The 13,208-nt window shown below is 54.4% G+C and carries 16 protein-coding genes; 2 read left to right on the plus strand and 14 right to left on the minus strand.

The genetic code is table 11. The features are described 5' to 3' along the window. Positions 1 to 10: 10 nt before the first annotated feature. The 14 genes from glyA to rnc form a co-directional block, all read right to left on the minus strand. On the minus strand, positions 11 to 1,258 hold the full coding sequence (gene glyA, locus FY034_RS08705) for a serine hydroxymethyltransferase (RefSeq protein WP_265549641.1): 1,248 nt from the start codon (positions 1,256 to 1,258) through the stop codon (positions 11 to 13). Between the two features lie 94 nt (positions 1,259 to 1,352). Next, the gene (gene rpiB, locus FY034_RS08710) at positions 1,353 to 1,802 is read right to left on the minus strand and encodes a ribose 5-phosphate isomerase B (RefSeq protein ID WP_265549643.1); all 450 of its coding nucleotides are present in this window, start codon (positions 1,800 to 1,802) and stop codon (positions 1,353 to 1,355) included. 2 nt (positions 1,803 to 1,804) lie between these two features. After that, complete coding sequence (fabF, locus tag FY034_RS08715) at positions 1,805 to 3,037, minus strand: beta-ketoacyl-ACP synthase II (RefSeq protein WP_012469989.1); 1,233 nt, start codon at positions 3,035 to 3,037, stop codon at positions 1,805 to 1,807. A gap of 90 nt (positions 3,038 to 3,127) precedes the next feature. Continuing rightward, positions 3,128 to 3,361, minus strand: coding sequence for an acyl carrier protein (acpP, locus tag FY034_RS08720; protein WP_012469990.1), 234 nt, complete (start codon positions 3,359 to 3,361; stop codon positions 3,128 to 3,130). Positions 3,362 to 3,496: 135 nt separating this feature from the next. Further along, positions 3,497 to 4,234 carry a 3-oxoacyl-[acyl-carrier-protein] reductase gene (gene fabG / locus FY034_RS08725; protein ID WP_012469991.1) on the minus strand — a complete coding sequence of 246 codons (738 nt, stop codon included), beginning with the start codon at positions 4,232 to 4,234 and terminating at the stop codon, positions 3,497 to 3,499. Positions 4,235 to 4,256: 22 nt separating this feature from the next. After that, the gene (gene fabZ, locus FY034_RS08730; RefSeq protein WP_416222759.1) at positions 4,257 to 4,694 is read right to left on the minus strand and encodes a 3-hydroxyacyl-ACP dehydratase FabZ; all 438 of its coding nucleotides are present in this window, start codon (positions 4,692 to 4,694) and stop codon (positions 4,257 to 4,259) included. A gap of 27 nt (positions 4,695 to 4,721) precedes the next feature. Then, positions 4,722 to 5,645, minus strand: coding sequence for an ACP S-malonyltransferase (gene fabD / locus FY034_RS08735; RefSeq protein ID WP_265549650.1), 924 nt, complete (start codon positions 5,643 to 5,645; stop codon positions 4,722 to 4,724). Between the two features lie 31 nt (positions 5,646 to 5,676). Continuing rightward, positions 5,677 to 6,660: a beta-ketoacyl-ACP synthase III gene (locus tag FY034_RS08740; protein WP_265549652.1), complete on the minus strand. Its 984-nt coding sequence runs from the start codon at positions 6,658 to 6,660 to the stop codon at positions 5,677 to 5,679. Between the two features lie 70 nt (positions 6,661 to 6,730). Then, complete coding sequence (gene plsX / locus FY034_RS08745; RefSeq protein ID WP_012469995.1) at positions 6,731 to 7,768, minus strand: phosphate acyltransferase PlsX; 1,038 nt, start codon at positions 7,766 to 7,768, stop codon at positions 6,731 to 6,733. 20 nt (positions 7,769 to 7,788) lie between these two features. After that, positions 7,789 to 7,974, minus strand: coding sequence for a 50S ribosomal protein L32 (rpmF, locus tag FY034_RS08750; protein WP_012469996.1), 186 nt, complete (start codon positions 7,972 to 7,974; stop codon positions 7,789 to 7,791). 38 nt (positions 7,975 to 8,012) lie between these two features. Next, positions 8,013 to 8,555, minus strand: a complete 543-nt coding sequence (locus FY034_RS08755; RefSeq protein ID WP_265549655.1) for a YceD family protein — start codon at positions 8,553 to 8,555, stop codon at positions 8,013 to 8,015. 82 nt (positions 8,556 to 8,637) lie between these two features. Further along, positions 8,638 to 9,708: a M42 family metallopeptidase gene (locus tag FY034_RS08760; RefSeq protein ID WP_265549657.1), complete on the minus strand. Its 1,071-nt coding sequence runs from the start codon at positions 9,706 to 9,708 to the stop codon at positions 8,638 to 8,640. After that, a complete protein-coding gene (locus FY034_RS08765) occupies positions 9,701 to 10,768 on the minus strand; it encodes an elongator complex protein 3 (protein WP_265549659.1) in 1,068 nt (355 codons plus the stop codon). The genes FY034_RS08760 and FY034_RS08765 overlap by 8 nt, the downstream gene beginning before the upstream one ends. 10 nt (positions 10,769 to 10,778) lie before the next feature. After that, on the minus strand, positions 10,779 to 11,465 hold the full coding sequence (rnc, locus tag FY034_RS08770; protein WP_265549661.1) for a ribonuclease III: 687 nt from the start codon (positions 11,463 to 11,465) through the stop codon (positions 10,779 to 10,781). 110 nt (positions 11,466 to 11,575) lie between these two features. Here rnc and tmk point away from each other — a divergent pair, with 110 nt between their 5' ends. Together tmk and holB are read left to right on the plus strand one after the other, a co-directional pair. Beyond that, positions 11,576 to 12,214, plus strand: a complete 639-nt coding sequence (tmk, locus tag FY034_RS08775; protein WP_265549663.1) for a dTMP kinase — start codon at positions 11,576 to 11,578, stop codon at positions 12,212 to 12,214. Continuing rightward, the gene (holB, locus tag FY034_RS08780) at positions 12,215 to 13,207 is read left to right on the plus strand and encodes a DNA polymerase III subunit delta' (protein WP_265549664.1); all 993 of its coding nucleotides are present in this window, start codon (positions 12,215 to 12,217) and stop codon (positions 13,205 to 13,207) included. It begins immediately after the preceding gene. Position 13,208: the final 1 nt, after the last annotated feature.

Below are 13,208 nucleotides of genomic sequence, written 5' to 3' on the forward strand. Positions count from 1 at the left end.
CAATTGCAGACTATTTCAGGCGGCTGGCATAGAGTGGAAATTTTTTCATCAGCTCATTCACCCGTTTCTGGATGCTGGCCAGAGCGTCATCATTGCCGATATTGGCTACGGCATCGGCAATAAATCCGGCCACCTGCTCCATCTCGGTCTCTTTCAGGCCATGTGAGGTGCAGGCCGGAGTACCGATCCGGATACCGGAGGTGACAAAAGGCGAACGGGTCTCAAACGGCACAGTGTTCTTGTTCACCGTGATGCCGGCCTTGTCCAGAGCCTCTTCAGCAGCCTTACCGGTAATTTCGGTACCGGTAAAGTTAAGCAGCATCAGGTGGTTGTCAGTACCGCCGGAGGTCAGCTTGAACCCTTTTGCGATCAGACATTCTGCCAGCTTGGCAGCGTTTTTGACAATCTGTTGCTGATAGGTCTTGAATTCAGGTTGCAGTGCCTCTTTAAAGGCCACTGCCTTGGCTGCAATCACATGCATCAACGGTCCACCCTGAATACCGGGGAAGATTTGCGAGTTAATGGTCTTGGCATATTCCTCGCGGCAGAGAATCATGCCACCGCGGGGGCCACGCAGGGTCTTGTGGGTGGTGGTGGTAACAAACTCAGCATAGGGAACCGGGTTGGGGTGCACGCCGGCAGCCACCAGGCCGGCAATGTGAGCCATATCAACCATCACCTTGGCACCAACCTTGTCAGCAATGGCACGGAAGGCCGGGAAGTCGATGATGCGGGGATAAGCACTGGCACCAACGACAATCATCTTGGGCTTGTGCTCAAGTGCCAGACGCTCAACCTCGTTGTAATCAATGGTTTCTGTGTCGGGAGAAACACCGTAGGGCACCACATTATAGAAGCGTCCCGAGAAGTTGACCGGGCTGCCGTGGGTCAGGTGGCCGCCATGGGAAAGGTTCATTCCCAGAATGGTATCACCCGGTTGACAAACCGCATTGTAGACTGCCATGTTGGCCTGGGAACCGGCGTGGGGCTGCACATTGGCATGCTCTGCGCCGAACAGCTCTTTGGCCCGCTCAATAGCCAGATTTTCAACCACGTCCACATGGTGGCATCCGCCATAGTAGCGCTTGCCCGGATATCCCTCGGCGTACTTGTTGGTCATGACACTGCCCTGAGCCTCAAGCACGGCTTCGGACACAAAATTTTCAGAGGCGATCAGCTCCAGGTTGTACTCCTGGCGCTCGGTCTCATGCTGAATTGCTTCAGCAACTGCTGGATCAAACTGGGAGAGAATTGACATCGTTCATGCTCCTTGAAAGGTTGTATACGGTTAGCACAAAAAAGCAAGCGGGACTTTTGCAAGTCCCGCTTGATAGTATAGCTGCTAAGAGACTCTACTGACAGCTCTTTTTTTCAATGGTGGTGATCTTGTCCAGACGGCGCTGGTGACGGTCTCCTTCATAAACAGCATCAAGCCAGGCTGTTACGCAGGCCTCGGCTGTTTCAAGCGACAGGATACGGCCCCCCAGGGCAAGGATGTTGGCATTGTTATGTTGCTTGGCCAACTCAGCCATCTGGGGTGTGGTTACCAGGGCAGCCCTGATACCGGGAAGCTTGTTGGCAGCAATGGAAATACCGATGCCGGTACCGCAGATCACAATTCCTGCGTCTGCCTCACCATGTACCACCAGCAGGGCCACTGCTTCAGCAAATTCAGGGTAATCAACCGAATCGGTTGAATAGGTGCCAGCGTCTGCCACCTCAATGTCCCTGCCCTGCAGAAAAGGGATCAGGGCCTGTTTTAATTCAAATCCACCGTGGTCTGAACCGATAGCAATCTTCATTGCTACACCCGCTTGAACAACAGGGTGGCGTTGGTACCGCCAAAGCCCAGCGAGTTGCTCATGACATAATCCACCTTGGCTTCACGGGCCTTGTTGGGCACGTAGTCAAGATCACAGGCCGGATCAGGCTCTTCGTAGTTAATGGTGGGTGGAATAATATTTTTGTCCAGCACCATACAACTGATTACCGCCTCAAGACCACCGGCAGCACCCAGCAGGTGACCGGTCATGGACTTGGTGGAAGAAACCATCAGTTTGTAGGCATGATCACCAAAGACCGATTTAATGGCCAGAGATTCATTCAGGTCATTAAAGGGGGTAGAGGTACCGTGCGCATTGATATAGCCAACCTGCTCAGGGTTTACGCCTGCATTCCTGAGGGCCATCTTCATGCAGCGGGCAGCGCCCTCTCCGCCATCAGCAGGCGCAGTCATATGGTAGGCATCACCGGTCAGACCATAACCAACGACCTCGGCATAGATCTTTGCCCCACGTTTTTTGGCTGCTTCATACTCTTCAAGCACCACAATACCAGCCCCTTCGCCAAGGATAAAGCCGTTACGGCCCTTATCAAATGGACGGGAAGCACGTTGCGGTTCGTCATTGCGATCAGAGAGCGCCTTCATCACCGCAAAGCCACCGATTCCCAGCGGTGTAACCGTAGACTCGGTTCCGCCGGCAATCATGGCATCCGCATCGCCACGGGCAATCATATGGTAGGCATCACCAATCGAGTGGGTACCGGTAGCGCAGGCAGACACAGAAGAGAGGTTCGGGCCTTTGGCGCCATACTTGATTGAAATATGGCCGGGAGCCAGGTTGATAATCAGCATCGGGATGAAGAAGGGCGAAATCTTCTTGTAGCCCCCTTCAAGCAGTGCCGTATGATACTTTTCGATGGTGGGCAGGCCACCCAGACCGGCACCGACCAAGACACCGACCTGCTCGGCATTTTCTTCAGTAATCTGCAGACCGGAGTCCTCCATGGCAAAGTGGGCTGCAGCCATGGCATACTGAATAAAGAGATCCATCTTCTTGATCTCTTTTTTATCAATAAACTGCTCGGCGTCAAAATCCTTGACCTCTCCGGCTATTTTGACCGGAAGGGAACTGGCATCAAATCGGGTGATATAGTCAATGCCGGAGCGGCCGTTAATCAGGCCATCCCAGTTTTTCTGATTGCCGGTCCCCAAGGGGGAGACGGCACCCACACCGGTAACGACGACTCTTCTCATCTTTAAACTCCCATTCATAGTGGGTCTGGTAAAAAAGGAAAAGAGGGGACCAGTCCCCCCTTTTCAATCCTGCCGGTCTTCGATCAGATCCTAGGTGTGCTCAGTGATGTAATCAATGGCATCCTGAACGGTCTGGATCTTCTCAGCATCCTCATCGGGGATCTCAATATCGAATTCCTCTTCAAGAGCCATAACCAGCTCAACGGTGTCAAGGGAGTCTGCACCCAGATCATCCATGAAGGATGCCTCGGAAACAGCCTGTGCCTCGTCAACTCCCAGCTGCTCGGCGATAATTTCTTTTACTCTTTTAGCTACATCAGACATCTTACACCTCCGTGTGATATAAACCGTTGCTGGTTTTGTTTTTGAAAACGTCTCTGCTTCTTAGCAAACAGAAACGACAAATGTCAAAGCAAATTTTCAGGAGATTGGAACAATATCCAACTGCCTGAAATCATGCTACATATACATGCCGCCATTCACCGAAAGGACATGCCCGGTAATGTAGGCAGAGGCCTCAGAGGCCAAAAAGACAACAGCGTTGGCAATATCATCAGCCGAGCCGAGTCGCTCCAGAGGGATCTGGGCAGCAAGTTCTTCACGCACTTTTTCCGGCAGTGCGTCGGTCATGGCAGTGGCAATAAAACCGGGGGCAACCGCGTTAACGGTTACATTCCGCTTGGCCATCTCACGGGCATTGGACTTGGTCAGGCCGATCAGGCCTGCCTTGCTGGCACAGTAGTTTGCCTGGCCGGCATTCCCCATCTGACCAACGACTGACGCGATATTGATGATCCGGCCATAGCGCTGCTTGCTCATAACCTTGAAGGCGGTACGGGTGCAGACAAAGGCACCTTTCAGGTTGACACTCAGGACCGCATCCCAATCTTCGTCCTTCATCCGCATGATCAGGCCGTCACGGGTGATTCCAGCATTATTGACCAGAATATCAACCCGGCCAAATGCCTCGACAGCCGCATCAATCATCCGCTCTACGTCTGCAGCCACCGTAACGTTGCCAACAACGGCCAGGGCCTTGGCACCGCTTGCCTGTAACTCTGCAACGGTTGCATCGGTAGCAGCCTGATCCATATCCATGGCCACAATAGTGGCACCCTGTGCTGCCAGTGCAAAGGCGATACTCTTGCCGATCCCCCGTGATGCACCGGTAATGACAGCTACTTTTCCTTTTGGCATATTCTGTCTCCTCTCAAAAATATCAGGATTGCTTATCTGCAAAGGTTGCCTTCAACTCTGCTTCAGTTACAACTTTACCATCCACCAGAGCCTTGGCATTAAAGAACCAGATACCACGCTTGCAACCGGTGGCCTCAATCTCAAAACGAAGCTGGTCACCCGGCATAACCGGCTTACGGAAGCGGGCATTATCAATACCGGTAAAATAGGTCACCTTGTCCCGTACGCTCTCATCTGATTGATAGGCCAGAATTCCGGCCACCTGGGCCATTGCCTCGATAATCAGAACCCCTGGCATAACCGGGTGGCCCGGGAAGTGACCGGGGAAAAACGGCTCGTTGATGGTAACATTCTTAAGGCCGACAATCCGCTTGCCAACCTCGATTTCAAGAATGCGATCAACCATCAAAAAGGGATGACGGTGGGGTAATATCTTCATAATCTGATTAATATCAAGCATGGGTACCACCCTCCTTTAAAACAGGAATCAAGCTGCAGCCTTTACACCGGCCGTGTCTTCAATATTAACCAGAGCCATCTCCTTGTTGATCCGCTTGACCAGCCCGGTCAAAACCTTGCCCGGTCCAATTTCTACAAAGCGGCTTACCCCCTGATTAATCATGGCATGTACAGACTGTTCCCAGCGTACCGGCGCACAGACCTGGGCCACCAGCAGTTCACGCACCCGGCCGGCGTCCTGATTGGCTGTTGCTTCCACGTTGGTGACTACCGGGAGGGTGAGCGGATGGATCGTTACACAATCCAGCACCTCTTTCAGACGGTCGGCGGCAGGTTGCATCAGTGCGCAATGGAACGGGGCGCTGACCGGCAGCAGCATGGCCTTACGGAACCCTTTGGCCTTTGCCAGCTCAATGGTTCTGTTTACTGCAGTTGCATGCCCGGCAATCACGATCTGTCCGGGGGAGTTGAAGTTTGCCGGAGCGACCACCTCTCCCTGGGCAGCCTCAGCGCAGATGGCAGCAAGTTCGTCAGCTTCAATCGAAAGCATGGCTGCCATGGCACCAACCCCAACCGGCACAGCCTCTTGCATAAACGTACCGCGGGAACGCACGGTGCGTACAGCATCCGCCAGTGACAGGGCACCACCACAGACCAGGGCCGAGTATTCACCCAGTGAGTGACCGGCGACACAATCGGCTTGTAGACCGGTTTCCTGCTGAACCACCCGTAGGACGGCAATACTTGCCGTAAGGATAGCCGGCTGGGTATTAAAGGTAAGCTTCAGGTCGTCTTCCGGGCCGTTAAAGCAGAGATCGGAGAGCTTGAATCCAAGCGCCTCATCTGCCTCATCAAAGGTATGCCGTGCAATGGAAAAATTTTCTGCCAGATCCTTGCCCATACCGGCATACTGGGAGCCTTGTCCCGGAAACAAAAAAGATGTTTTGCTCATACTATCAGTCCTTTACTGAAACATTATGGTGTTACCACTTTAACAAAACCGAGCCATAGGTAAAGCCACCACCAAAGGCATCCAGTAACACCAGGTCACCGGATTTCAGGCGGCCTTCGCGGTTGGCCTCATCCAGAGCCAAGGGGATGGAGGCAGAAGAGGTGTTGCCGTATTTATGCAGATTGACAAAGATCCGTTCTTCAGGAATGCCGACCCGCTTGCCTGTGGCCTCAATAATGCGGCGATTGGCTTGATGGGGAATCAGGAGTGACACCTCATCGGCAGTGACCGAGTTGTGTTCAAGTGCGGCAACGGCAGCATCACCCATGGCACGCACCGCATGCTTGAAAACCTCATTACCTTCCATTCTCAGGTAATACAGTTTGTCACTATAGGTGGTTGGCCCGGTGGCAGGATTTCTGCCGCCGCAACCTGGCTGGTACAGCAACCCCCAGTGGGTGCCATTGGTGAAGATATGGCTGGAGAGAATGCCCTGCTCGCCGTTATCGGCTTCAACAATAACAGCACCTGCCCCGTCACCAAACAGGATACAGGTGTTACGGTCTGTGAAGTCCACAATACGGGTTAACACCTCGGCTCCCATCACCAACACCTTGCGAGCCATGCCGCTCTTGATGTAGGCCTCTGCGATATTCAGACCGTAAATAAAACCAGAACAGGCAGCTGACAGATCAAATGCCGCAGCATGGTGGGCACCGAGTTCTTGCTGAACAATACAGGCGGTGGCAGGAAACGGGAAATCAGGTGTGACAGTACCCAGGATAATCAGGTCAAGTTCTTCAGGCGTGATGCCGGCCATTGCAAGGGCCCGGCGTGCCGCCAGTGTGGCAAAAGTGGAAGTATATTCGTTCTCGGCAGCAATACGACGTTGTTTAATGCCGGTCCTGGTGGTGATCCATTCATCGTTGGTATCGACCAGTTTTTCAAGATCGTGATTGGTGAGAACCTTATCGGGAACAGCAGAACCGGTTCCCGTGATGCGGGCGCGCAGCATGTGACCCCCAACCGGAACTGAGGAACACCTGGTTCCGGCAATCAAATAACAGATGGAAGGAAATCTTCGGTCAGGACACTGGTGGTACTGATTGACCGGTGCGTGGAAACAGTGCCCCGTAATTCTCAGAGAGTTTCTCGGCAATACGTTGCGTTACACCGCTGGTTGCATAATCGTGGGCAAAGCGGATGGCGTTCTTGATCGCCTTGGCATTGGAGCCGCCATGGCAGATCATGCCGACACCGTTAATACCGATCAAAGGTGCGCCACCGTACTCGGCGTAATCAACGGTCTTTTTAAAGCGCTTAAAGGCACCACGCATGAATAGATAGCCCATTTTGGCGATCATGTCTCCCATGATCTCGCGCTTGAGCATGGTGCCGGTAGCCTCAGCCAGACCTTCAGAAAGTTTGAGCACAACATTTCCTACAAAGCCATCACAAACCACCACCTCAACCGTACCTTTGAAGATATCGCGACCTTCTACATAACCGGCGTAGTTGAGTGATGTTTGACGGAGAATGGCATTGGTTTCGCGGGTCAGCTCATTGCCTTTGGAATCTTCCTCGCCATTGGAAAGCAGTCCAATGCGAGGGTTGGGGATACCCAGGGCATGCTTGGCATAGACCTGCCCCATAATGGCAAACTGCACCAGGTGGGAGGCCTTGCAGTCAACATTCCCCCCCACATCCAGCACCAGGGTTTTACCTTCAAGGGTTGGGAAGACCTGGGCTATGGCAGGCCGTTCAATACCGCTGATCCGTTTCAGGACAAACATGCCGGCAGCCATGGTGGCACCGGAGTTGCCGGCACTGACCGCAGCACAGGCCTGTCCATCCTTTACCAGTTCAAAGGCGAGCCGAACCGACGAGTTACGCTTCTTGCGTACCGCATCAGAGGCAGAGTCATGCATCCCCACCACCTCGCTGGCATGGTGAATGGTGATATCCAATCCTGATGCAGCATGATGGTCAAGTTCCTGACGAAGACGATCCTCATCCCCGACCAGGATAATGGGAATACCGTATTGACGGGACGCGGCAACAGCACCCTCAACCTCAATGGCCGGGGCGTTGTCACCTCCCATGGCATCAACAGCAACTCTCATGGTATGCAAATCAGACCCTATCAGGCCTGTTTTGCAGCCCCGGCTACTTCCTTACCCTTGTAGGTTCCGCAGGAAGGACAGGCGCGGTGCGGCATTTTAGGGGATTTGCATTGTGGGCAGACCGACAGGCTGGGGGCGGTCAGGAAATCGTGGGCCCGACGCATATTCTTGCGTGATTTGGATGTTTTCTTCTTGGGTACTGCCATGGCTGATACTCCTTTGTTGGTAGCCTTGAGGCCACTGTTTATGGGCGGACTTTAAAGTCCTTTAAAACAGCAAATCTTGATTGTTTCTGTTCACTGACACAACTACAGGTACCGCTGTTCAGATCAATGCCACAGACGGGGCATAACCCCTTGCAACTTTCCGAGCAGAGCGGCTTCAGCGGAATCTCCAGGGCAACCTGTTCCGCAATTTCAGGCATCAGGTCAATCTCGTCACCGCTAAAACTGCTTGAGATCAGATCCCGCTCTTCCAGTTCGACCTCATCTTCTTCTTCGTGATTTACAGCAGCACCTTCCCGGAAGAAAATGGTGAAACGTGAAAAAACTGTACGATCAAAGCTGCAGAGGCAGCGGGAACAATCCAGCTGCACCGGCACAGAGACCGTACCCTCAACCCGATAATGGTCCAGTTCACGTTCGGCTGTTAATGCAACCTGCACCGAGCCGGTAAAACGGCACTCACCGGCAGCCATCATTGCGGCAAGGACCGGAAATGACTCTGCCGGTTCATTGAAGGAAAACTCCCGAACGGCTTCCTTGATATGTTCGGTTCTGACCTTCATGCACGCACCTCGGGCTGATGGAGGGTTAAGAAATGAGGTAATATAGTGAAAGCTGGTAGTTTGTCAAGAATAAAGAGCTTTTCTACTGTGGCACGAACGCCCCGCGGTCAGTAATCCGTTTAAGCGTCGCCACAATCAGCTTGGCAGCCTGCTCCAGATCTCCCAGGGACACCACCTCTACCGGTGTATGCATATAGCGCAGCGGCAGTTTCACCAGGGCCGTGGCTACACCGCCCCGGGAAATCTGCATCACGTTGGCATCGGTGCCGGTGGCACGCGGGTTGGCGGTCAGCTGTACCGCAATCTTATCCTTCTGGGCTGTGGCGTATAACAGCTCGAACAGGGCATGGTTGATATTGGCGCCACGGGTCAGGATCGGACCTTTGCCCAGGGCTACCTCACCATTGTGTTTACGCTCCACATCGGGCTGATCAGTGGCAAAATCCACTTCAACACAGATGCCGATATCCGGGTTGACGGTATAACAGCTGGTAGTGCCGCCCCGCAGACCGATCTCCTCCTGAACGGACGAGACGCCATAGAGATCAACCGGCAGCTTTTTCTTTTCTGCAGCCACCAGGCGCAGTACCTCTGCCACCACAAAGGAACCGGCCTTGTCATCAAAGCCCCGGGATGCAATCCGATCGCCTTGCAGGCGGGTAAAACCGCTCTCAAAGGTAATGCAATCCCCTACCCGCACCAGTTTTTGAGCCTCTTTCTTGTCCTTTGCCCCGATATCAATGTACTGAGCCTCCAGCTTGACCACGGTTTCGCGATCTTTGGTATCCATCAGGTGGATCGGGCGCTTGCCGACAACACCGGGAAGCGGGCCGTCTGCCGTATGGATATGGACGACCTTGCCCGGTGTCAAATGGGCATCAACCCCGCCAATGGCGGCAAAGTAGAGAAACCCCTTGTCATCGATGTATTTGACCTGCAGGCCGATTTCATCGGAATGTCCCACCAGCATCACCTTGGGACGATCTTTGCCCTGACCTGCAATAAAGCCGTAGACGTTACCCAGTACATCGCTGCTGACCTGGCAGTAGGGGGCAACGTAGTCACGAAACAGTCGCTGGGCAGGTTGTTCATAGCCAGAGGGGCTGGGGGCGGCCAGCAGCTTTTCCAGAAAAACCAGTGATTCCTTACGCATTGAGACTCTCCTTGTAAATATCTGTGGTTATAACAGAACCTATACTCTTCTGCTGTAAGTTTTGCAGGCAAATCTGATCATGGTTCAGGCCGGGATCAGTCAGGATCCGGTCTACTGGCAGACCTGCTTGTTGCCAGCGTTGCAGGTTGCTTCGTGCATGCCCCTGCACTTCTGAAAGCCGGTCAGGGGGGCAGGCCAGCTGCAGCCCGTCAAGGGATTTGAAATGTTCTGCAAGTGTGAGAACCAGATCGTGATACAGCTGGGCCTTAACCAGCTGCCCTAGGGCCGGATGCCAGCACCCGGCCAGGATGGCGCCTTCTGCTGACAACCCCTCCTCAGTCTGTAAACCGATCCGGATAACCGGTATACCTGCCTGCAGGCAGAGATGCAACATCCGGGCACAGGTTTTTACCCCCTGCGCAAGATCCGGCGGTTGATAGTGGCCTGCCCTGTACTGATCAGCCAGTGCGGTGCCTGAAAGCACCACTGCCGGGTAAATCCGCACAAACCGGGCTCCGGCAGCCATGACTCCCTGCACGCTGGCCAGTGCCTTTGCGCGGGTATCTCCGGGCAGACCAGGTAATAACTGTGCCCCGACCTGAAACCCGGCAGCCCTGACACGCTTGATTGCAGCCAGACTGTCTGCTGCAGTATGACCTCTGTTGCTCTGCAGCAGGACCAGATCATCAAGGGACTGCACCCCGATTTCAATCGTGGCCACCTTGTGCGCAGCAAGAAATGTCAGTTCTGCAGCTTCAAGGGCATCAGGTCTTGTTGAGATCCTGATGCCGGTTATCAACTGTTGTTCAATCAGCGGCTGGACTGCTTCAAGCACCTGTTGTTGCTGCTGTTGTGGCAACAAGGTGAAGCTGCCGCCGTAAAAAGCCACCTCAGCCGGCCTATTGGGGGAACGCTCCAGCCACCCCTGTACCGTTTCTGTTATCTGGATGGCGGACGGCACACTTTGCTCCACACCGGAGATCAGGCGCTGGTTACAGAAAAGACAGGTGTGCGGACAGCCTGCATGGGGGATAAAAAACGGGATAATCAGTGGACGCATGATGCCTGGATTAACTCCGCAAACGGGCCAGCGCTGATTCTGCCGCCGACTGCTGGGCCGCCTTTTTGCTGCGCCCCTGCCCCTGTCCCAGCGCCATGCCGTCAACCGACACCTCAATACTGAAAAGGCGATCATGATCCGGCCCCTGCTGGTCAATCAGGGTATAGACCGGAGCAGCCTGTTTCCGGGCTGCCAGCAGTTCCTGCAGCTCACTTTTGGCATCATGCTGAGCCGGGGCATCAGCTGCTATGGCAGCAACCAGCGGTCTATAGAGCTGCCAAACCACCTTCTGTACGGCGGTAAATCCGGCATCGCAGTGGATGGCGCCGATCAGGGCCTCAAATACATCAGCCAGGATGGAGGGGTTTGTGCGCCCCCCTTCCCGTTCAGCGCCCTTTCCCATCAGGATCAGCGGGGCGATTCCGGCATCAGCGGCAAGCCTGGCCAAACGGGGTTGATCAACCAGTGAGGATCGCAAACGTGACAGGTCACCCTCTGAAAGACCGGGGAACTGCTGATAGAGCAGGTCAGCCAGTAGCAATCCCAGCACGGCATCCCCCAGAAATTCAAGCCGCTGATAGTCGGCAGCGCCTTCCTGGCGGGCCTCATTCAGGTATGAGGGATGGGTCAAAGCCTGTTGCAACAGAGTCCGGTTGGTGAAACTGTGGCCTAGTATCAGATTCTGGAGAGGTGACATGCCAAGGAGTATACGGGATGCACCGGTTGGCTGCAAGTAGCTTTGATCGTTGATTTGCGTTGCCAAGTATGGGCTAGATGCCTATAATGATCCACTTTCATGGAGACCGTATGTTTATTACCTTTGAAGGCATAGAAGGCTGCGGCAAGAGCACCCAGATTGCACTGCTTGCAGCATCCCTGCAGCAGGCCGGCCAGCGGGTGCTGCTCACCCGTGAACCGGGCGGGTGCCCCATAGCTGATCAGATTCGTGGTGTCTTGCTGGATGCCGCCAACACGGCCCTGGTGCCGATGGCAGAACTGATGCTTTATGCAGCCAGCCGGTCACAGCACCTGACGGAGGTGGTCAGTCCGGCACTGGCTGAAGGTACTATTGTGCTTTGTGACCGGTTCAGTGACGCCACCCGTGCCTATCAATCCTTTGGTCGCGGTATTGATCGTCAGACCATTGAAACCCTGAATAATCTGGCCTGCGACGGTATTGCCCCGGATCTAACGGTGTTACTTGACTGCCCGGTTGAGACAGGCCTGGGACGTGCCAGACAGAGGATTGAGTCAACCAGCGGTCCACGGGAGGAGCGGTTCGAGCTGGAATCCCTGGCCTTCCACCAACGGGTGCGGGATGGCTATCTGCAGCTGGCTGCAGAAGAACCCGGCCGTTTTGTGATTGTTGATGCAGCCGGAAAGCCGGCTCAGGTTGCCTTGGCAATTTCTGATGCGGTTCTGTCCCGCCTTGCGGTATCTGCCTAGATGTCTTTTTCAGCAATCAAGGGACAGGACCGGGTACTTGATGCCTTAAAACGTTCCATCCATGCGAACCGGGTAGCCCACGCCTACCTGTTTGAAGGACCGGACGGCTGTGGACGGCGCACAACCGCCCTGGCCTTGATGCAGGCGCTTTTCTGCAAGGAGCCGCAGGACGGTGATGCCTGCGGGAACTGTCCGTCCTGCCGTAAACTGGCTTCCGGTAATCACCCAGACCTGCACCTGCTTTCGCCCCTGCCGGACAAGCGGGATATCAGCATTGAGCAGATCCGGGAGCTGCAGCAACAACTGTCTCTGCGTCCGTTCGAGGCCAAGCGCAAGGCCTGCCTGATCGAACCGGCTGAGCGGATGAATGAAAAGTCAGCCAATGCACTCTTAAAGACCCTTGAGGAGCCACCTGGTCATGCGATCATCATTTTGCTGTCAACCCAGGCGGATCTGCTGCTCTCAACCATCCGTTCCCGTTGTCAGCACCTGCGCTTCAGCCCGCTGGATGACAGCGTTGTAGCAGATTTATTGATTCAACAGGGGATGGCCCCTGACAAGGCGCAGGAGCTGGCGCCACTGGCAGAAGGAAGCATGGAGCGGGCCAGCACGCTGGACGAAGAATCTGATGCCACACGCCGCCAGGAGTTGCTGGTCATGCTGTCAAAGGCATCATCCAGGCAGGTTGCCACTGTTTTTGACACTGCTGAATCGGTTGCCGGTGGACGCGAGGAAACACTGTCAACCTTTAATCTGTTGCTGTCGCTGTTACGTGACCTGTTACTGATCCGTTCCTGCGGGCAGATTGGTATAGCAAACGGTTTTCTGAGTACTGAACTTACTGCTGAGGCCTCCCGGTTTACCCCTGCCAGCATAATGGAGGCCCTTGAGTGTTGCCTTGAAACCAGGCGTGCGATTCAGGGCAATGCCAACCCCAAGCTGGCATTGGAACGCTTTCTGCTGGCCTATGATCGTTTACGAAAAGGAGTCTGAT

It is taken from the genome of Trichlorobacter lovleyi, assembly GCF_015239775.1.
GTDB classification, from domain to species: domain Bacteria; phylum Desulfobacterota; class Desulfuromonadia; order Geobacterales; family Pseudopelobacteraceae; genus Trichlorobacter; species Trichlorobacter lovleyi_B.